Genomic DNA, 20811 nt, shown 5'->3' on the forward strand with positions numbered 1-20811 from the left:
CCTAGATTTTCTTGGTCATTGCTGCGTCCATGGCCTTGGCCTGGTCAGCCATGGTCGAGGGGTTCGGGTCGATCTTGATATAGGGCGCCTGGGTAAGAATGACCAGATTGGGGTAGAGCTCCGCCCATTTCTTCTCGACATTGTTCAGGAGAACCGTCAGGGCCCGATCGGAAATCAAGGGACTGTTGTTTGCAGCCGCGCCGGTGCGCACCGATGCCTTGAGAAAGCCGGCAATCGACTGGAGGTCGGATCCGAGCCCGTTCCAGGCGGTCTTGACCACCTGCACATGGCTGATGGCCAGCGCCGTGTAGCGGGAGGCATTGGCGACGGTGCGTTCGGCGAGGCGGCTTACGTCGCGCACACGCAGCGCCTTGTCGAGCTCCAAGCTCTTATCGGCGATGTCCTTCCTGCGCTGCTCGACTTCCCGAAGGGTCTTGGTGGCGCGGTCGCCATAGACGCCGGCCACGACAACCGCGGCGATCAGGCCGATGGGCGGACCGACCCAGGCATAAGTGGGCGTCGTCGCGGCCACAGCCACCTCGTGGTCGTATTGATCCTCGAGTTCCGCTTTGGCCTTTTGCAGCTGGGCCAGCGAGCCAGCCGTTTTCTCGTCGCCCTGAAGGGCGGCGATGGTCGCGGACTGCAGACTGTGGTCGCTCTCGATCTCCCCCTGGGCCACCTCGAGCTTGCCCGCCGCGTCGCCGAGGTCGCCGGAGAATTTGCCGAGGCTCTTCTCCACGCGCAGGGTGCGGGCGACGGCCGCTTGGGCATCATCGCGCATGGCCTTGATCAGCTCGGCGGCGGAATCCAGGTCGCCGTCCTTCACCAGTTGCTCGACGACACCCATGAGGTCGCCTTCGCCCTTGACCGCATTCTCCGCGAAGCGCTTCAGGTCGTTGCCCACGCCCAGCATGTCCGGCAGGCCATCGGTCATGAATTCCTTGCAGGCCGTCTTGATCAGGGACAGACCGGATTTCATGCTGGCGTAATAAGGCATCTCAGCGAGACTGGCGTTTGCCAATACGATGCGCAGTTCGGCATCATCTGTCGGCAACCGCACGCCATAGTTCAGATAGACTTGCAGATAGTGCCAACCCTGTTTCAGCGGGCTGAGCACCGGGTTTCCCTTCTCGTCGACCTTCGGCGAAACCAGGGCCTCCAGTTCGGCATGGCCGTCGTTGCCGTCCGCCGGCACGTCCTCGGATGGGTCGGGCATCGCCTTCAGCCTTTCGGTGTCTGTCGCCTCATTGCGGATTTTTGGCCCATAGCTCAAGGCGCTGCATGGCAGGTCGCGCCCGTGTGCAATAGATCTGGCGAACGGCTTCCCGGGTGGTTTCGTCGGCCCGGGCAATCTGGGGTAACGCGCTTTCGATCAAGTCGACGCCCTCGTGGAGATCATTGTGGCGGTCGACGAGAAAGCTATGGAGGGCGTTGATGCGCTGCAGAATCTGGTGCGACGCGACCACTTCCGACTGATGCGCGCGCGCCGCCATTGCGGTGGCGTTGGCGATGGCGGCTTCCGTATTGATCCGCGCGATCGCCAGGTTTGCGGCGTCCATATTGGCCTTGACCGGGTTGTGGATGCCGAGGGAAAGAGCCGTCAGAAACCCGTTCTTGAAGCCTTCGCTGCCTTGCAGCTGTTGCCTTGCTGCGCGGAGTACGGCCTCGTGTCCGATCCGCAGTGCGCCCAGCAGTTCAATCTGCTGGTTTGCTTTTTCAACGCTGCGCAGATCGTCCTCGATGGCGCGCTGAACCCTCCCGCCCAAGTCTGTCGCTTCAACGGACGCCTGCAAAGAGACCGTCAGACATCTATTGGTCGTATCGCGCGCGACGCTCAACTTATGTGCGAGATCGACAAGCAGCACATGCATCAGATTGCCCCCCGGGGGAGGCGTCGTGTCGACGTGCTTCCATGGCTGGAGAGCAGTGGGAAGAAGCGCGGCCCGCAATATGTAGAGTTCGTTCTTCAGGATGGCCAGAAGGGCCGAGAATTTCGCGAACAAGTCCGGCGCAAGTCCGGCCCGGCCGGGTCCGCCTTCCGCAATCCATTGTTCATAGGCGGAAATTTCGTTCATGGCGCACCGAAAACACAACATAATCGATCAGCGGAACAAGTAAGTCAGCCGCTACATTGAATCTGATCAGATGCTGTGTTTTATATTCTTGATATTATGTTATTGTTTTAATTGAAATATAATGTTGCAGAAAGTTTCAGGGGAGGCAAGCGCTCATTTTTGAATTTTAGCCGAAGCGTCCTTCGCCTCAGAGGAGCACGCGACTTTGATGCAGCGTCAGGATGCAATTCAAGACTGTGATGTACATTGTTACCTCTGGTCTGTCGGTGGGGTCTGTGCTTTCTAACGCCTGCCACAGGCCGATGATCTCAGATGACCATGGGATTCATGGATCTGTGCGCGCGTGTTGAGATGACGCCGAACGCGAATATTTGCACCACAGGCTTGCAATGCTTAGTCGGCTCGTAGGTCATCCGGCGCCACCAGGAGCGTCACCAGGAGCGTCACGGGCTCGGACGGGGGAGGGGATCAGGACGAGGGCGCGGTAGGGTACGGCGGCATCCCCTGAAATCGCATTTACCATCGGACCAAAGGCTCATGAGCTGGACTCATGGGCCTTTGGTCCGGCCTGCGCGGCGTTTGAGCGTCACCTACTTTGAGCGTCGCCCACTTGGCATCGGTCGGAGACCGGGGCCGCTGGTATTGTGTCGCAGCCTGCGTGTCTCGATAGTACAGGCCAAAGCACTGCGCCTTTGAAGCTTGTCTGCACGTCTTCTTATCTTAACGTCTTCTGTTCTGCGCGCCGTCTTGTCCGTGCGTCTTCCAGGCGGCAGGGGAAATATCAGGTCGCGGTCTCACTCCACGGCCAACCGCTCGGCCAGTTCCGTCACATCGTCCCAATTCAGATGGCGGCGTCCATCCGCCGCTTCCACATCAAGGCCGTCCTGCGTGACTGCGGCCGAGAATTCAACATCGCTTCCGACCGGGCTCAGATAAATGAAATCGGTGCGCCGCCAGTCATGGGCCACGGCGGTGAAGGCGCGCGAGAGTGTCCGGCCCTCTTCCAGGGTCAGGTCGAAATACACCTGCTCGCTCAACATCATCCGCAGCATTTCGCCGAGCATCCGATGCGGCACGCGTTTGACGAGGGGATAGCTCATATGACTTCGCTCGCTATTGGCTCTGGCCAGCCTGCCGCTTTCAAGCGCCAGATCTCTACGAGACCATGGCGGGCGCAAGACCCGGCGCGCCGAAGGCTTCAAGATCCTGCAGACGTGCGTGCCGGGTATCCGTCCGTCCCTTCGGACCGGTGACAGCCGGGTTCACCGTCGCCTGCTTTCCGGAGAAACGCCCTTTGAACGCCAAGAAAGAGAACGCGGTGGCTGATCAGCTTGCCATGCAAGCTGATCAGCGCGTGATCTAGAGAGCGCGAACCTCCTCGGGCTTCGCGATGAAGTCCAGCCGGTCGGCCTGATCGAAGTCCGCGATCGACACCTCGAACACGAAGCGGTTCGGATACCAGAAATTGGCGTAGGGCAGGAACAGGCTGCTCGATGACAGGGTGGCCAGTTGCTGCTCGCCCGCAAGGAGAACGGCTTCGAAACCGACCCCGTTTGTCGGCGCCGCCGTGTTGTCGCCGAAGACCTCGAACTGGACGAACACTTTGGCGGAAGGGACCTCGGCCTCGACCGTCTTGAGTGCGACGACGCGAATGTCCTGGAAGCGACGGCCGATCTTGCCGTCCGTCAGAAGTTGCAGATACTCATGCACGCGCCCCTTCTTGACCACGGTGCTGTCGACCAATGGCATGCCGAGATCGGCCAATCCGACAGGCTTCGCGGGCGCCAATGTCACGACGGTTCGGGTTTCCTGCAATGAGGGCAAGAGTAGCTCCTTGTAGGGTTCGACGTTGGAAACCCGACCAAAATTCCGGGTCGGAGCCGCCCCACGCATAATGCGCGCCAAATCCGCGCGGTTCATTCGGGAGCGCGTCGAACGCCGCGGCCGGTTGCCATTCTGCAACAGCGCGCCGCACAGCTGCGGGCCATCCGGCCGCCCCATCCCGCGCGCATATCACCTGATGGTTGCATCGCGCCTGAAGCGCGTTCCGATCGCATCGGTTCGCGTCAATCGCGCTGGACGCAAAGAAAGGGAGCGCGTTATCCGCGGCGGGGCTTGCGAAGCCGCCCAAGGATGGGGAGAAGGGCGTGTTCGTCCGTCGCGACGCAGAAGGAGCAGGACTTGAACGGGAGCGAGATGCCGCCCAACGGATCGAGCAAGGAACCGAGCAAGCGATCGAGCCAGGCGCGCACCATCGGCATCGCATCGGCGATCTGGGGTGCCTCGATCTTCCTCAGCCGCATCCTCGGTCTGGTGCGGGAGCAGATCATCGGCCGCACGCTGGGGGCGAGCCGGCAGGCGGACCTCTATTTCGCGTCCTTCACCCTGCCGGACTTTCTCAACTACCTCCTGGCCGCCGGCGCGCTGTCCATCGTCTTCATCCCGATCTTCGTCAAATATCTTGAGGCGGGCGATACGAAGCGCGGCTGGGAAGCCTTCAGCGTCATCGCCAATTTCATTGTCGTGGTCGGCTCGCTGGGCATCGCGCTGATGATGGTCTTCGCCCGGCCGCTCGCCACCCTCGTGGCGCCGGGCTTCACCGAGGCGGCGGAGATCGACGAGCTGGTGCGCCTCATGCGCATCATTTTGCCGGCGCAGTTCTTCCACATCCTGGGCGGCCTGCTCTCGGCCGCGCTGATGGCGCAGGACCGCCATGCCCTGCCGGCGCTGGCGCCGCTTATCTATTCGGCCTGCATCATCCTGGGCGGCCTCGTCGGCGCCTATTATCCGGATCTGGGTGCGGAAGGGTTCGCCTGGGGCGTCCTCGCCGGCTCGATCCTCGGGCCCTTCGCCCTGCCCCTGTTCGGCTGCCTCAGAACGCATATGCGCTGGCATGTGGCGCTGTCGCTGCGCAGCGCCGACCTGCACCGCTACCTGCTTTTGTCGCTGCCGATCATGATCGGCTTCTCCATCGTCGTGGTGGACGAATGGATCATCAAGAACCAGGCCTCCTTCCTCGCCGCCGGCGCCCTGGCGCAGCTGCAATACGGCCGCACGCTCATGAAGGTGCCCATCGGCATCTTCGGCATGGCGCTGGGCGTGGCTTCCTATCCCACCATCAGCCGCCTGGTCGCGGCGGGGGACGTGGTGGAGGCCTATGGCGTGCTGTCGCGCGCCATCCGGCTGATGCTGGTGGCCATCCTGGCGGCGGGCGTGTGCCTGATCGTTGCGGGCTATGAGGCGGTCTATCTGATCTGGGGGATGTTCGGATCGCGCTTCACTGCGGCGGATGCTTTGGAGACATCGCGGATCCTTGCGTTGCTCACCATCGGCATCGGCGGCTGGGCCGCGCAGAGCGTGATCAGCCGTGGCTTCTATGCGCTCGGCTCCACATGGCTGCCGACCCTGGTGGGCACGGCAGTGACCTTCGCCATGATCCCGCTTTACGTGGTGCTGCGCGAGCGCTTCGGCGCGGAAGGACTGGCGGCGGCCAGTTCCACCGCGATCCTCGCCTATGTCTTCCTGCTCGGCTGGCTGCAGCGCCGGCGCTTCGAGACGGAGGCGGCGGCGCGGGGCGGGTCGCTTTCGACCGCGCCCGGCATGCTCTCCGGGGTCTGGCGGCTCAGCCTCGCGACCGTGGTCGCGATCGGCATTGGCCTTGTGCTGCGCACGGGCCTTGTGGCGATCCTGCCGGGCAACGGCGTGATCGCCATTCTGGTCCGCGGGGCGGTGCTGTGCCTTGCCGGCATCGGGGTCTATGCCGTGGCGGCGTGGGCGCTCGGCATCACCGAACTGCGCGAGGTGGGGCAGAAGGTCGGCCGGGCGCTTCGCGGGCGCAGGAGCTGATACCATTGAACCCTGAGCCGGGCTCAGGGGCCTTTGGCCAAGCCCGCGCGGCGCTTGAGCGTGCCTTCTGGGCCTCGGTCGAAGACCATGGGCCAATGTGAGGTCTGCCTCCGGCCAAGCTGCCGGGACTAGGTATAGTTGAATTCGCCGCGCTCATGGATGGTGTTGGCGCGTCCCACCAGCAAATTGTCGACGATGCCGATCCGCGCCGGGGCCTTGTCCTTGTAGGGCAGCGAATGCAGCACGTAGCGCATGGCGTTGAGGCGCGCGCGCTTCTTGTCATCGGACTTGATGACCGTCCAGGGCGAATCCGCCGTGTCGGTGTGAAAGAACATGGCTTCCTTGGCGCGGGTGTAGTCCTCCCATTTGTCGAGGGAGGCCAGATCCACCGGGGAGAGCTTCCACTGCTTGAGCGGGTGAACCTTGCGTTCCTTGAAGCGGCGCCTCTGTTCATCGCGGCTCACGGAGAACCAGAACTTGATCAGGTGAATGCCGCTGCGCACCAGGTTGCGCTCGAAATCCGGCGCCTGGCGCAGGAATTCACGGTATTCATCGTCCGAGCAGAAGCCCATGACACGCTCGACACCCGCGCGATTGTACCAGCTGCGGTCAAACAGCACGATCTCGCCTCGCGTGGGCAGGTGCTCCACATAGCGCTGGAAATACCATTGACCGCGCTCGACATCGCTCGGCTTCTCCAGGGCGACCACCCGCGCGCCGCGGGGATTGAGATGCTCCATGAAGCGCTTGATCGCCCCGCCCTTGCCGGCGGCATCGCGCCCCTCGAACAGGATGATGACGCGCTGCTGGGCGTCCTTCACCCAGGACTGGAGCTTCAAAAGCTCGGTCTGGAGAATGAATTTGTCGCGTTCGTAGTCGCTCCGCAGCATCTTGTACTTGAACGGGTAGCCGCCCAGGCGCCAGTCATCGGCCAGTTCGTCGCTGGTCACCCGGGTGTGCCCGGCGGGCTTCGGCAATCCCAGCGATTTGCGCAGGCGCAGGGCGTCGTCGGGTGCTGCACCGGCAATAATGGCCTCGATCCCGGCGTTCAGTCCGCCGCCTTCGGGGCTCGCGCTGGCGATGGCCGCCACGGCCGACAATTCCGCTTCCTGTGCTGCTTCGCGTCGTTCGTCGGCGAGGCTCGATTCAACGGCGGGGGGGATCAGCGCAGACGCGCCTTCGTCGTCGATGGCCTTGAGGGTGAGTTCATCGTTGATTGCCATGCCTTTTCTCTCCCCCAAGGTCGTGCTGCAACGGCGTGTCAGGCCTTTGCGCCGGAAACGGATGCCTTTTTTCAATTCTGTAGCTTAGCCGGCTGATGAGCCTTGACCGAAATCAACGGCCAAATAGCGATTCCGGTCACCACGCGGGCCGGTTCCGGCCCTCGATTGATCCGGCACGGTGTCGGGAAGCATTCATGGCGGCATTCTTGCTTGGCGCGCGCCATGGCACTGAAATTCTACATGACGCCGGGTTCGTGTTCGACCGGCATCCACATCCTGCTCGAAACGCTGGAACTGCCGTTCGAGGTCTGGGTCGTCAACATCCCGGCGGGGGATCACCTGCGGCCAGAATATCTGAAGATCAATCCCAGGGGCACGATCCCCACGCTGGTGCTCGACGATGGCAGCGCGCTGACCGATTTCAAGTCCATCGCGCTATGGCTGGCGCAAACCTACCCGCGCGCCAAGCTTCTGCCTGATGATCCCGCGCTGGCGGCGCAGGCCGTCGATCTGCTGGAATTCGCGCTGATCCAGCTGCATGGCGAAGGCTTCACGCGCATCTTCACGTCCGAACGCTACATTTCGTCGGGCGGAGCGAAGCCCGGACAGCAGCTGAAGGACGACGTGACCTCCCACGGCCGGGAGATCGTCGAGCAGGCGTTCGGCATTTTGGACAAGCGCCTGCCGGACGAGGGCTATGCCGTTGGCCCAAACTTCTCCATTGCCGATGCGGCATTGTTCTACAACGAGTTCTGGGCGGAGAAGACCGGCATTCCGCTGCCGCCGCGCGTTTCCGCCCACTACCAGCGGGTGCGGGCGCGGCCGGTGGTGAGGCAGGTGCTGGCGGAGGAAGGCTACCGCACCTGATCTGTGGGCGTCAGCGCGGCAGGGGAAAGGGCAGGGGGATCAGGCCCCGCAGCACCGCCGCGAACTGCGCCAAAGCCGGCTGCTCCTCCCTCACGCCCTGTTCGAAATCGGCGAACGCCCGGTCGAGGCGGGCGCGCTCGCGGTCCTTCTCCGCTTCGGTGAGGAAGGAATGGGCGAGGGCGGTGTGGGCGATGGCCTTCAACCGGGCGTAGTCCAGCCCGTGGTCGCGCGCGGCGCGGAAATACTCGTTGGTGAGGTCGATGCGCGACACGCCCGCGTCGTCGGTGGCGAGCGTCACCGGCACGCCGGCGTTGAGGTAGGTGACGATGGGGTGTTCCTTGCCGCGCACGCCGAGAATCACGTCGCTGGAGGTGAGGGCGATCTCGATGGTGACGCCGCGCCGGCGCATCTGCGCCAGCAGGCCGTCCATGTCGCGCTCGAAGCCCACCGCCGTGCCGTGGCCGATGCGGCGGGCGCCGGCGACCTCCACCGCTTCCCGGATGTGGAAGTCGAGGTCGGCCGGCGGCACCAGCCCCAGCCACAGCTCGCCGGCATGGAGCGCCACCGGCACGTCCGCGCCGGCCAGGAAGCCGATCCATTTCATGTGGGTGCGATAATCGCGCAGGGACACCCGATAGTCTTCCGGCCCCACATAATTCAGGCCCACCACCATGCCGGGCGCTGCCCGCACAAGGCCCGCCGCCAGCGCCGTCTGGGCGAAGACCGCCGCCGGCGCGCTGTTGCGGTTCACCTGCGCGATGAAGCGGAAGGTGACACCGCAGCCGGGACGGGTGGCATCGCCCGCGCAGGCGCGCAGGGCCTCGATGTGCGCGACGATGGCGGCCACCTGCCGCGCCTTGGCGGCCACCGCTGCGTCAAGGCCGCTGCGCTGGAGCGCCGCCAGCATGGCCGCGGGCTCCCCCGCCTCGCCGATGGCCTGGGTCATGCGCTCGCGGTCGGCGCCCTCGAAGAAGGTGACCATGAACTCCACATACTGGACCTTCGAGGCGTCGTACTGCTTCAGCTGGTCCACCACCATCTCCGCCATGCGGCGGGCGGTCTGGTCCCAGTCCGACCCGCCGGTGGCGGCGTTGAACTTGCTGAAGGTGGCGAAGAACTGGTCATGGCCCGAAGGCACCGCCAGGGTCGGCAGGAACCAGCGGGTGGAGAGCGCATTGAGGATGAGATCGTAGGTGGTCTGCCCCTGCGGGCCGGACACGGCATCCGCCAGCGGGACCACGGCCGGGTCCGGCCCGCACGGCTGGTCCGGCGCGGCGGCGTCCGGGCGGGGCAGGAGGGTCATGTCGGCGCGGCGGAAGCACAGGCGGTCGCTCACCCCCCAGGCCAGAAACCGCTCGGCATAGACTGCGCCCGACAGATGGGTGTGCAGGTCGCCGCCCTTGGGCATGCGGTGGAGGAAGGCGCGCATGCGCGGATGGTCGGCGCGCAGGGTTTCGAAATGGGCGGCCGTGACGGTCTCCGGCAGATCGCGGGTGACCACGAAGAGCCGTGCCAGCAGCACCGCGGCCAAGGCGAAGAGGACGACGATCCAGATGCGGCGACGCAAGCAAGCCCCCCTCGGCCAGACCCTCCCGGCGAAGGATCTGCCGCAAGCCTAGCTCAAGCTCGAACCATCTGGAAATCCCGGCGAGCGGTGTTGCCGGAGATCGCGAACCGGCTCAGGAGGCGGAGACGTACATGACTTGGGGAGACGTGCCCGTCTCCGCCGCGCCGTCAGCCGACCGCGATCTCCTTGCCGCTGGCGCCCCACTCGGTCCACGAGCCGTCATAAAGGGCGAGCGGCGTCTTGCCGATCAGCTCCAGCGCCACCCACAGGATGGCCGCCGACACGCCCGAGCCGCACGAGGTGATGACCGGGCGCGACAGATCGAGCCCCGTGGCCTCCACCACCGTGCGGATCTCGTCCGGCGATACCAGGCGTCCGTCCTTCACCAGGCGGCCGTGGGGCAAGTTGAAGCTGCCGGGCATGTGGCCGGAGGGCAGGCCCTCCCGAGGTTCAGGGGCTTCGCCGCGGAAGCGGGTGTCCTGCCGGGCGTCGAGCACCTGGGCGCTGCCGCTCTTCAGGGCCGCGTCCACCCGCTCCATGTCGGCGACGAGGGAATGGTCGAAGTGTGGGCTGAAGACGGCCGGCAGCCGGCGCACCGCCCCGTCGTCCACCGGGCGCTCCTCGGCCAGCCATTTGGGCAGGCCGCCGTCGAGGATCTTCACGTCATGCGCGCCGAAGGCCCGGAAGGTCCACCACACGCGGGGCGCCGAGAACAGGCCCACCGAATCATAGACCACGATGCGCAGCCCGTCGCCGATGCCCAGCCCCCCCACCGCCACGGCGAAGGCGTGGGCATCGGGCAGCATGTGGGGCAGGGGGGTGGAGTGGTCGGCGATGGCGTCGATGTCGAAATGCACCGCGCCGGGAATGTGCCGTTCCAGATGTTCCTTGGCCCCGCTGCGGCCGGAATTGGGCATGTGCCATGAGGCGTCCACCACCACCAGGTCCGGCGCATCGAGATTGGCGGCAAGCCATTGGGTGGAAACAAAGGGGCTCGCGGGCGTGTCGATGGCCGGGCTGTCGGTCATGGTCGTGTCTCTCGCATGCTTTTGGGCCGGGGCTGCGGCGCCCCGGCCGTTTAGCGGAACGCGCCGGCTCAGACCAGCACGTTCGGCACCTCGCTCTTGCGCTCCAGCCATTCCGGCACCGGCAGGTTCTTGGAGCGCAGGAACTCGGGGTTGAACAGCTTGGACTGGTAGCGGGTGCCGTAGTCGCACAGGATGGTCACGATGGTGTGGCCCGGCCCCATCTCCTTCGCGAGGCGGATGGCCCCGGCCACGTTCACCCCCGAGGAGCCGCCGAGGCACAGGCCCTCGTGCTGCAGCAGGTCGAACACCACGGGCAGGGCTTCCTCGTCCGGGATCTGAAAGGCGGTGTCAATGGGCGCGTCCACGAGGTTGGCGGTGATGCGCCCCTGGCCGATGCCCTCGGTGATGGAGGAGCCCTCCGCCTTCAGTTCGCCCGTCGTGTAATAGGAATAGAGCGCCGCCCCCATGGGATCGGCGAGGCCGATGCGGACGGCCGGGTTGCGCGCCTTCAGCGCCATGGCGATGCCGGCCAGCGTGCCGCCCGTGCCCACCGCGCAGATGAAGCCGTCCACCTTGCCGCCGGTCTGCTCCCAGATCTCGGGGCCGGTGGTCTCCAGATGGGCCTGGCGGTTGGCCACGTTGTCGAACTGGTTGGCCCAGATGGCGCCGTTGGGCTCGGTCTTGGCCAGCGCCTCGGCGAGGCGGCCGGAGACCTTCACGTAATTGTTGGGATTGGCATAGGCCACCGCGGGCACCTCCACCAAAGTGGCGCCGGCGAGCTTCAGCATGTCCTTCTTTTCCTGGGACTGGGTCTCGGGAATGACGATGACGGTGCGGAAGCCGAGCGGGGCGGCCACCAGCGCGAGGCCGATGCCGGTATTGCCGGCGGTGCCTTCCACGATGACGCCGCCGGGTTTGAGCGCCCCGCGCGCCACCGCGTCCTTGATGATGCCCAGCGCCGCGCGGTCCTTCACCGACTGGCCGGGATTGAGGAACTCGGCCTTGCCGAGAATCTCGCAGCCGGTCTCTTCGGAAGCGCGCTTCAGACGGATGAGGGGAGTGTTGCCGATGGAGTCCACAAGGCCGTTACGGATCATGTGCGGAGCAAAGCCTTCAATGAATGTGGTGGCAGGTTACTCAACGTGCCCCGCCGTATCAACATGACAAGTCCCATCATTTCCGTGTGGATTCGAAGGCGCGCAGCGCCCGCTCCCGCGCGGCGCCATGGTCCACCAGGGGGCGCGGATAGGTGTGGCCGAGGCGGATGCCGGCATGGGCCAGCGTCTCCGCGTCCGCCGTCCACGGCTTGTGGATGAGGGCCGCCGGCAGCTTCCTCAGCTCCGGCACATAGGTGCGCACATAGGCGCCGTCGGGGTCGAATTTCTCGCCCTGGGTCACCGGATTGAAGATGCGGAAATAGGGTGCGGCATCCAGGCCGGAGCCTGCCACCCACTGCCAGGACGCGGCGTTGTTGGCGCCGTCCGCATCCACCAGCGTGTCCCAGAACCAGTCCTCGCCCGAGCGCCAGTCGAGCAGCAGATGCTTGGTGAGGAAGGAGGCCACCACCATGCGCACCCGGTTGTGCATCCATCCGGTCTGCCAGAGCTGGCGCAGGCCGGCGTCCACCAGCGGATAGCCGGTCAGGCCCTTGTGCCAGGCCTTCAGCTCGCCGGGGCATTCGCGCCAGGGGAAGGCGTCGAAACTGCTTTGGATGTTGCGCCGGGCCAGATCGGGCATCTCGGCGAGGAGGTGGTAGGAGAATTCCCGCCAGTAAAGCTCGGCCTCGAACTTGTCGGCGTCGGCCAGCGGCACCGCGCCTGCGTCGGCCGCGTGGCGGACGGCGGTCAGGATCTGGCGCGGCGAGAGTTCGCCGAAGCGCAGGTGGGGCGACAGGCGGGAGACGTGGTCCTGGTCCGGCCGGTCGCGGCCCTCCGCGTAGCCGGTCAGCCCCCCGTCGATGAAGTCGGCGAGGCGCGCCTGCGCCGCCGCCTCGCCGGCGGTCCATGCGGTGCGCAGGCCGCCGGCCCAGTCGGGATGCGTGGGCTCAAGGCCGAAGCTCTCCAGCGTCTCGCCCTGCGGGGGATGGGCGACGCCTTCCAGGTGCCTGGGCGCGGGCAGGGGGGTGTCGAGCCGCCGGGCCTTGAGAGCCGCGCGGAGGAAGGACGAGAAGGTCCGCGGCATGCCGCCGGATGCCCCTTCGACGCTGCCGGGCGGGTGCAGCAGATGGGCGCAGAAGCTGAGCACGCGCCGGTCTTCGGACAGGAGCCGGGCGGCCACCGCGTGGTCCACCCTGGTTTCCGCCGCGCCGGCACGGTCGTTGAAGGCCACGGTGGCGGCGCCGAGCAGGGCCGCCACCTCCGGCACCACGCGGTTGGCCGGACCCCGGCGCAGGATGAGGGGGACGCCCCGGTCCTTGAGGTCGGTCGCCAGCGCCCGCAGCGACTGGGCGAGCCACCATCGGGCCGCCCCGCCCAGCGGGCGCACGCCGGGGCTGTCCTCGTCGAGAACATAGAGCGCGGCCAGCGGCACGCGCGCTTCGGCCAGCGCGGCGAGCGCCGGATTGTCGGAAAGGCGCAGGTCGTCGCGGAGCCACAGCAGGGACGGGGTGGCGGGCAACGGGGAGGCAGGCGTGTCGGAGGCAGGCGACTCGGAGGTTGGCGACTCGGAGGCAGGCAACGGGGACGCAGGCGACCGGGCGGTTTGCAGCCGGGCGTTCTTCATGGCGCTCCTCCTAAGCCCGTGGGGCGCAAGAGGTTCACTCCCAATCGGCCGGGGATGCAAGGGGGTGAGCCCCCCTCTACCGATCAACGGGGGGCGTTGAGCCCCCTTGCATCAATGGTGGATGTCGATGTCGCGGGTTTCCTTGCCGAGAATCAGCGCCACCAGGGTGAACAGCGCCATCACGGCGAGGTAGACGCCGACCCAGAACGGGCTGCCGCCGCCGTAGCTCCATAGGGCCACCGCGATGAACGGGGCCACCGCCGCGCCGAGGATGGACGACACGTTGTAGGCCATGCCCGAGCCGGTATAGCGCACGTTCGCCGGGAACAGCTCCGGCAGGAGCGCGCCCATGGGGCCGAAGGTGAGGCCCATCAGCGTGAAGCCGATGATGAGCCACGCCATCACCCCCACCGGGCCGGCGGAAAGCAGGGGCACCCATGCGAGGCCGAACAGGGCGATGGCCGAAGTGATCCAGATGAGGGTGCGCCGGCGTCCCCAGCGATCGGCCCAGGGGCCGGACACCAGGGTGAAGATGCCGAAGAACACCACGCCGCCGATCATCATCAGCACGAAGGTGCGGTAGTCATAGCCAAGGCCCGGCAGGGCGGCCGTGGTGGCGGCGCGGCCGTAGCTCAGCGAGAAGGTGGTCATCAGGTAGAACAGCACGTAGGTGGCGAGCATGTAGAAGGTGCCGAGGATCATCTCGCGCCAGTAGCTCTTGAAGGCCGCCACCAGCGGCACCTTCTGGATGCCGCCGCGCTTCACCGTGTTCTCGAACGCCTTGCTCTCCACCAGGCTGAAGCGGACCCACAGGCCGACGATCACCATCACCGCCGAGAACAGGAACGGGATGCGCCAGCCCCAGGACAGGAAGGCGTCGGACGGCCGCGACGGATCGGTCGAGGGCATCAGCGCCGCGATGATCAGGAACAGGCCGTTGGCGATGATGAAGCCAATGGGGGCGCCAAGCTGGGGAAAGGTGCCGTAGACCGCGCGCTTGCCGGGAGGGGCGTTCTCGGTGGCCACCAGCGCCGCGCCGCTCCATTCGCCGCCGAGCGCGAAGCCCTGGGCCAGGCGCAGCACCACCAGCAGGGTCGGGGCCAGCCAGCCGGCGGTGGCATAGGTGGGCAGAAGGCCGATGAGGAAGGTGGCGATGCCCATGGTCAAAAGGGCGCCCACCAGAGTGATCTTGCGGCCCTTCTTGTCGCCGAGATGGCCGAAGAAGATGGCGCCCAAGGGCCGGGCCACCATGGCCGCGCCGAACACCGCGAACGAGGCGAGCAGCGCCGTGGTCGGGTCGCTCGCCGGGAAGAACAGGTGCGGGAACACCAGCACCGCCGCCGTCGCATAGACGTAGAAGTCGTAGAACTCGATGGTGGTGCCGACGAGGCTGGCCAGGATCACGCGGGAGCGCGGGTTGACGGCGCGGTGTTCGTCGGCGGACGCGACGACGGTGGTGGATGACATGACCTGTTCCAACTGTCCCGGATCGCCTCGCTCCGTGCCCGGTCTCCACGGGCGCCACGGCGCCGGAGGGTGGGGCAATAATCTATCGCGATGCGGGGGAGGCGAAAGTGTCCCGCGTGCGAGAGGGCTGGGCCGCTTGATAGATTATTGCGCACGGCTTTGTCACGCACGCCGGTACCGCATTCTGCATGGTGGGCATGTGCGATGCGCATGACACCGTCGCTGGTACGGGCTTTGGTTGCGCCCGGGCCGCCCCGCACCCCCCGCCCCCAGCCTGTGGATGACGGTGAAGATCGTGACATCGCGCTCCGCCCCGGCCGCGATGTCACGAAGACGCGAAAATCGAGCCGGGTAAAGGCCCGTTAGGGATTTGATAACCCGATGGGCGCCACCATATGTAGTATGGAGGTGGGTTTGAGGCCCCAGATCAAGGCAAAATCTGGTTTGACCCAGGGGCCAGACTCGCACTAGCGTTCGGGCTCTGAGCGATGGGCGTCCCACATGTATGGTCGTGGATGCCAGCCGCGCACCCTGAACCCCTGTTCCGCGAACCGCCACGGCGCGGCGTCCTGCGCCGTGCCCGACGTGTCGTCTCGACTGCCACATTCATCATTTAGACTGGTCGGCCCGCACGGGGCCGAGCCGAAGGAGCACCGGTCATGCGCGTTGAACGCCGCTACACGCACGAGGGCCGTTCCCCTTACGCGGACATTCCGTTCCGCGAGACCGTGAGCGAGATCCGGAACCCGGACGGCTCGGTGGTCTTCCGCCAGGAAGGCATCGAGGTCCCGGCCCAGTTCTCCCAGGTGGCGAGCGACATCCTCGCGCAGAAATATTTCCGCAAGGCCGGCGTGCCCGCCCGCCTCAAGACGGTGGAGGAGAACACCGTTCCCTCCTTCCTCTGGCGCTGTGTGCCGGACGAGGCCGCCCTCGCCGCCCTGCCCGAGAAGGAGCGCCTGATCGGCGAGACCTCGGCCAAGCAGGTGTTCGACCGCCTCGCCGGGACCTGGACCTACTGGGGCTGGAAGGGCGGCTATTTCGACACCGAGGCCGACGCCCAGGCCTTCTATGACGAGCATCGCTACATGCTCGCCATGCAGATGGCCGCGCCCAATTCGCCGCAATGGTTCAACACCGGCCTGTTCTGGGCCTACGGCATCGACGGGCCGGGCCAGGGCCACTTCTATGTGGACCACGAGAGCGGCGAGCTCACCGCCTCCACCTCGGCCTATGAGCACCCCCAGCCGCACGCCTGCTTCATCCAGTCCGTCAGCGACGACCTGGTGAACGAGGGCGGCATCATGGACCTGTGGGTGCGCGAGGCGCGCCTGTTCAAGTACGGCTCCGGCACCGGCTCCAACTTCTCGTCCCTGCGCGGCGAGGGCGAGCGCCTGTCCGGCGGCGGCCGCTCGTCCGGTCTCATGAGCTTCCTGAAGATCGGCGACCGCGCGGCGGGCGCCATCAAGTCCGGCGGCACCACCCGCCGCGCCGCCAAGATGGTGGTGGTCGACGCCGACCATCCGGACATCGAAGCCTACGTGAACTGGAAGGTGGTCGAGGAGCAGAAGGTCGCGGCCCTCGTCACCGGCTCCCGGCTCAATGCCAAGCATCTCAAGGCGGTGCTGAAGGCCTGCGTGAACTGCGAGGGCGAGGGCGACAGCTGCTTCGAGCCGGAGAAGAACCCGGCGCTGAAGCGCGAGATCAAGGCCGCCCGCAAGGCCGGCGTGGCCGACGCCGCCATCCGCCGGGTGATCCAGTATGCCCGCCAGGGCTACAAGGACATCGACGTTTCCATCTACGACACCGATTGGGACGGCGAGGCCTACATCACGGTGGCCGGCCAGAATTCCAACAATTCCGTGCGTGTCACCGACGACTTCCTGCGCGCGGTGGAAGAGGACGCGGACTGGAACCTCATCCGCCGCACCGACGGCAAGGTGGCCAGGACCGTGAAGGCCCGCGAGCTGTGGGAGAAGATCGGCGCCGCCGCCTGGCATTGCGCCGATCCCGGCATCCAGTTCCACACCACGGTGAACGACTGGCACACCTGCCCGGCGGGCGGCGAGATCCGGGCCTCCAACCCGTGCTCGGAATACATGTTCCTCGACGACACCGCCTGCAACCTCGCCTCGCTGAACCTGCTGCAGTTCCGCGACGCCGAGAAGCGGTTCGACGTGGAGAGCTACGAGCACGCGGTGCGGCTGTGGACCGTGGTGCTGGAAATCTCGGTGCTGATGGCCCAGTTCCCGTCCCGCCGCATCGCCGAATTGTCTTATGAATACCGCACCTTGGGCCTCGGCTACGCCAACATCGGCGGCCTGCTCATGTCGAGCGGCATTCCCTATGACTCGCCCCAGGGCCGGGCCATCGGCGGCGCGCTGTCGGCCATCATGACCGGCGTGTGCTACGCCACCTCCGCCGAGATGGCCGCGCAGCTGGGTCCGTTCCCGGCCTACAGCGCCAATGCCCAGTCCATGCTGCGGGTGATCCGCAACCACCGCCGCGCCGCCCACGGCCTCAAGGACGGCTATGAGGGCCTGTCCATCGCGCCGGTGCCCCTCGACCAGGTGTCCTGCCCGGACACCCGCCTCGTGGCCCATGCCACCGCGGCGTGGGACAAGGCTCTGGCGCTGGGCGAGCAGCACGGCTTCCGCAATGCCCAGGTCTCGGTGATCGCCCCCACCGGCACCATCGGCCTGGTGATGGACTGCGACACCACCGGAATCGAACCCGACTTCGCCCTGGTGAAGTTCAAGAAGCTGGCCGGCGGCGGCTACTTCAAGATCATCAACCGGGCGGTGCCCGAGGCGCTGCGGGCGCTCGGCTACTCGGAAGCCGAGATCGCCGAGATGGAGGCCTATGCGGTGGGCCACGGTTCGCTGGCCCAGGCCCCGGCCATCAACCATTCCACCTTGCGCACCAAGGGCTTCGACGACGCGGCCATCGCCAAGGCCGAGGCCGCGGTGAAGACCGCGTTCGACATCAAGTTCGCCTTCAACCGCTGGACCTTCGGCGAGGAATTCCTCAGCCAGGCCCTCGGCGTGCCCGCCGCGCAGCTGGCCGATCCCAAGTTCGACCTCCTGAACTTCCTTGGGTTCTCCAAGATCGACATCGACGCGGCCAACGTCCACGTCTGCGGCGCCATGACGCTCGAGGGTGCCCCCTTCCTGAAGGCCCAGCACCTGCCGGTGTTCGACTGCGCCTCCCCGTGCGGGCGGCTCGGCAAGCGCTATCTGTCGGTGGAGAGCCACATCCGCATGATGGCGGCGGCGCAGCCCTTCATCTCGGGCGCCATCTCCAAGACCATCAACATGCCCAACGACGCCAGCGTGGAAGACTGCAAGGCGGCCTACCTCCTGTCCTGGCGCCTGGCGCTGAAGGCCAACGCGCTCTATCGCGACGGCTCGAAGCTCAGCCAGCCCCTCAACGCCCAGCTGGTGGCCGACGAGGAGGACGAGGACGACGCGGTGGAGGCCCTGGTGGCCCAGCCCAACGCGGCGCGGGTCGCCACCGTGACCGAGAAGATCGTGGAGCGGGTGGTGGAGCGCATCGTCGAGCACCGGGTGCGCGAGCGGGAGAAGATGCCCGACCGCCGCAAGGGCTATACCCAGAAGGCGCTGGTGGGCGGCCACAAGCTCTACCTGCGCACCGGCGAATATGATGACGGCCGCCTCGGCGAGATCTTCATCGACATGCACAAGGAGGGCGCGGCGCTCCGCTCGCTCCTCAACAACTTCGCCATCGCCATCTCGCTGGGCCTGCAATATGGCGTGCCGCTGGAGGAGTATGTGGACGCCTTCACCTTCACCCGCTTCGAGCCGGCGGGTCCGGTGCAGGGCAACGACACCATCAAGTACGCCACCTCCATGCTGGACTATGTGTTCCGCGAGCTGGCGGTGTCCTATCTCGGCCGCAACGACCTCGGCCATGTGGACCCCCACGAGACCGGCTTCGACGCCCTCGGCAAGGGCGCGGACGAGGGCAAGGCGCCGAACCCGGCCAAAAGCATCGTCTCCAAGGGTCTGGTGCGCGGCAAGACGGTGAACCTTCTGGTGCCCCAGACGGTTTCCACCGAGCCCCGCTCCACCACCGACAACGTGACGGTGCTGCGCGCCCCGACCTACGGCGCCACCGCGCTGAAGCCCGAGGTGGCCGAGCTGGTGGAGCCGGCGCCGCAGGCGCAGGAGATCGAGGCGGCGGTGGAAAGCCTGATGGACAAGTCGCTGCCGTGGGGCGCCACCGCCCGCAAGGCCGAGGCCCGCGCCGAGGCGCGCGCCAAGGGCTATGAGGGCGAGGCCTGCCCCGAGTGCATGAACTTCACCATGGTGCGCAACGGCACCTGCCTGAAGTGCGACACCTGCGGCGGGACCACCGGCTGCAGCTGAATTAAATGCCGCCTCAAGCAGAGCTTGAGGCGGCGGCTATCTATTTGAGTGGTGTATATTCGGGGTATAGGTGCCGTTCTTTATGTAAGAGCTGGGTAAAATGTATGCCGTCTTTGATTATGAAGCCCTTCGAAGGGCCTGCATTGAAGGTGGCGCGAGCAATTCGTCACATCGAAGAGCTTGCATGTCTGCTTGATGATTATGGGCATCGGATCTCGATTTGGTACGAATCCGTACCAGAGGATCCAACTTACATGTGTTTAAAGATTTCAGAGCCGCCACCGTCTGAAATTCCAATGATCATTGGAGATGCGGTTCACAATTTGCGTTCAAGTCTCGATATTATGGTTTGTGACATAGCGAGAATGCGCAATAAAAGTACAAACGATGTTAAATTCCCATTTGCTTGTGATGAGGCCGGTCTCATAAAGGCCGTAGAACGCCACTGTCGGCAGCTTGGTGAGGACGTTCAGAAGCTTCTTATCGACCAAAGAGCTTTCAAAGGTGGAAATGTGCCTTTGAGGGGAATCCATGATCTCGATGTTTTAGACAAACATAATATGATTATCCCGACAATTCCAGTTACCTGGGGTCGGGGCTTCATGGAAATAGCGTTGAGCGAGCTTGGTTCGCCTCGATATATAAGTGATAGTCTAACTATTATTGGTCATGTTGCCATAATGGGCGATTTCGCAACATTAGGTCCGTTGGATGAAGTAATTGAGGCGAATCTAGCTCAGAAGATGTATCCGGAAGAGTACATGCCAAATCGTATGGCAACGGCACTTTTCTCGAATTCGTCGCCATTTCCTTCGGCGCATGTCCTCCCGACATTAGAAACGCTTGTTAAAGTGACTATAGAAACGATCTCAGCGTTTGAGCAGCATATTCACCCGCAATAGAGGCAGTTGCCTCTTCGGTTAGTGCAGCCCTCTGTGCTTCGTATGAACCCTTTTGAGGTTGGCAGGGAGCCCGCCGTCCTTCCTCCCGCTCTAAAACGCCGGTGTCGGCGCGAACAGGCACAGGGTGCGGCCCTCGCGCTTGCCCTGCACCGAGCAGCGGTGGAACTTGCCGTCCGGGCTCTCGGGCACCGCATCGCGCGGGTAATATTCGCCCGTCGCCTTGATGAAATAGCCCCGGTCCACGAACTCCACGTCCTCCGGCCCGATTTCGTAGCAATCCTGCCCCGAGCAGCAATAGGCGGGATACCAGTCGTGGCCGCGGGCGAGGCGGGGCAGAAGCGTGACCGCCGACAGGCACAGGGCCAAGCCCAAGGCGTGCCGCACGGTGCGTGGCCCTGTGGACGTCGGCGTTCGATGCGACCTCGGATACGTCATCGGCGACGGCTCCGTCTTGCCCGAGGCCGGGAGCGGCCGGCTCGGGACACTGCGAGCCGATCAGGATGACCCCAGCGGCGAAAAGCGCAAAGGAATTTTGCTGGTGCCTCAGTTTGAAAAACTGCTGCTCCGACCGGGCGCGCCGTGGAACCCTCTCCCGCCTGAACTCGGCTGTTGCCGGGTTCAGCTCCCCCGCCCGAAGCCGGAAACATCCGGCTTCGGGCGGGGGAGGGCTGGGGAGGGGGCAGACGCCCACCGCGTACCCGGCCGCCGGTGTTCTGCCCCGGTGCCCTGC

General features: G+C 65.5%; 15 protein-coding genes. 4 read left to right on the forward strand and 11 right to left on the reverse strand.

Going from position 1 to position 20811, the window contains the following annotated elements:
- Position 1: 1 nt before the first annotated feature.
- The 4 genes from K9U41_RS02855 to K9U41_RS02870 form a co-directional block, all read right to left on the reverse strand.
- Positions 2-1273 carry a hypothetical protein gene (locus K9U41_RS02855; RefSeq protein ID WP_282639357.1) on the reverse strand — a complete coding sequence of 424 codons (1272 nt, stop codon included), beginning with the start codon at positions 1271-1273 and terminating at the stop codon, positions 2-4.
- Positions 1245-2075: a hypothetical protein gene (locus K9U41_RS02860; RefSeq protein WP_282639358.1), complete on the reverse strand. Its 831-nt coding sequence runs from the start codon at positions 2073-2075 to the stop codon at positions 1245-1247. Before K9U41_RS02860 ends, K9U41_RS02855 begins: the two co-directional genes overlap by 29 nt.
- Positions 2076-2869: 794 nt before the next feature.
- Positions 2870-3175, reverse strand: coding sequence for a hypothetical protein (locus K9U41_RS02865; RefSeq protein WP_282639359.1), 306 nt, complete (start codon positions 3173-3175; stop codon positions 2870-2872).
- 259 nt (positions 3176-3434) lie between these two features.
- Entirely contained in the window at positions 3435-4076 is a 642-nt protein-coding gene (locus K9U41_RS02870) for a hypothetical protein (protein ID WP_282639360.1), read from the reverse strand.
- Positions 4077-4256: 180 nt separating this feature from the next.
- Between K9U41_RS02870 and murJ the strand changes: the two genes are divergently transcribed.
- The gene (gene murJ / locus K9U41_RS02875; RefSeq protein WP_282639361.1) at positions 4257-5921 is read left to right on the forward strand and encodes a murein biosynthesis integral membrane protein MurJ; all 1665 of its coding nucleotides are present in this window, start codon (positions 4257-4259) and stop codon (positions 5919-5921) included.
- A gap of 128 nt (positions 5922-6049) precedes the next feature.
- On the opposite strand, the gene ppk2 is transcribed toward murJ, so the two are convergent.
- Entirely contained in the window at positions 6050-7144 is a 1095-nt protein-coding gene (ppk2, locus tag K9U41_RS02880) for a polyphosphate kinase 2 (protein WP_282639370.1), read from the reverse strand.
- 222 nt (positions 7145-7366) lie between these two features.
- Here ppk2 and K9U41_RS02885 point away from each other — a divergent pair, with 222 nt between their 5' ends.
- The gene (locus tag K9U41_RS02885) at positions 7367-8011 is read left to right on the forward strand and encodes a glutathione S-transferase family protein (RefSeq protein WP_282639371.1); all 645 of its coding nucleotides are present in this window, start codon (positions 7367-7369) and stop codon (positions 8009-8011) included.
- Positions 8012-8021: 10 nt separating this feature from the next.
- On the opposite strand, the gene K9U41_RS02890 is transcribed toward K9U41_RS02885, so the two are convergent.
- The 5 genes from K9U41_RS02890 to K9U41_RS02910 all read right to left on the reverse strand — a co-directional run bounded on the left by K9U41_RS02890 (position 8022) and on the right by K9U41_RS02910 (position 14794).
- Positions 8022-9578: an adenosine deaminase family protein gene (locus K9U41_RS02890; protein ID WP_282639362.1), complete on the reverse strand. Its 1557-nt coding sequence runs from the start codon at positions 9576-9578 to the stop codon at positions 8022-8024.
- Between the two features lie 167 nt (positions 9579-9745).
- The gene (gene sseA / locus K9U41_RS02895) at positions 9746-10606 is read right to left on the reverse strand and encodes a 3-mercaptopyruvate sulfurtransferase (protein ID WP_282639363.1); all 861 of its coding nucleotides are present in this window, start codon (positions 10604-10606) and stop codon (positions 9746-9748) included.
- A 68-nt stretch (positions 10607-10674) separates the two neighbouring features.
- Positions 10675-11703 (reverse strand): cysteine synthase A, encoded by a 1029-nt coding sequence (locus K9U41_RS02900; protein WP_282639364.1) that lies wholly within the window; start codon positions 11701-11703, stop codon positions 10675-10677.
- A 76-nt stretch (positions 11704-11779) separates the two neighbouring features.
- A complete protein-coding gene (locus K9U41_RS02905; RefSeq protein ID WP_282639365.1) occupies positions 11780-13327 on the reverse strand; it encodes a cryptochrome/photolyase family protein in 1548 nt (515 codons plus the stop codon).
- 111 nt (positions 13328-13438) lie between these two features.
- Positions 13439-14794, reverse strand: a complete 1356-nt coding sequence (locus K9U41_RS02910; protein WP_282639366.1) for an MFS transporter — start codon at positions 14792-14794, stop codon at positions 13439-13441.
- Positions 14795-15453: 659 nt separating this feature from the next.
- On the opposite strand from K9U41_RS02910, the gene K9U41_RS02915 reads away from it, so the two are divergent.
- Both K9U41_RS02915 and K9U41_RS02920 read left to right on the forward strand, forming a co-directional pair.
- Positions 15454-19179 carry a vitamin B12-dependent ribonucleotide reductase gene (locus tag K9U41_RS02915; protein WP_282639367.1) on the forward strand — a complete coding sequence of 1242 codons (3726 nt, stop codon included), beginning with the start codon at positions 15454-15456 and terminating at the stop codon, positions 19177-19179.
- Between the two features lie 104 nt (positions 19180-19283).
- Positions 19284-20081: a hypothetical protein gene (locus K9U41_RS02920; RefSeq protein ID WP_282639368.1), complete on the forward strand. Its 798-nt coding sequence runs from the start codon at positions 19284-19286 to the stop codon at positions 20079-20081.
- A gap of 90 nt (positions 20082-20171) precedes the next feature.
- On the opposite strand, the gene K9U41_RS02925 is transcribed toward K9U41_RS02920, so the two are convergent.
- Complete coding sequence (locus K9U41_RS02925; protein ID WP_282639369.1) at positions 20172-20465, reverse strand: hypothetical protein; 294 nt, start codon at positions 20463-20465, stop codon at positions 20172-20174.
- Positions 20466-20811: the final 346 nt, after the last annotated feature.

The organism is Xanthobacter autotrophicus (genome assembly GCF_029991245.1).
GTDB classification, from domain to species: domain Bacteria; phylum Pseudomonadota; class Alphaproteobacteria; order Rhizobiales; family Xanthobacteraceae; genus Xanthobacter; species Xanthobacter autotrophicus_C.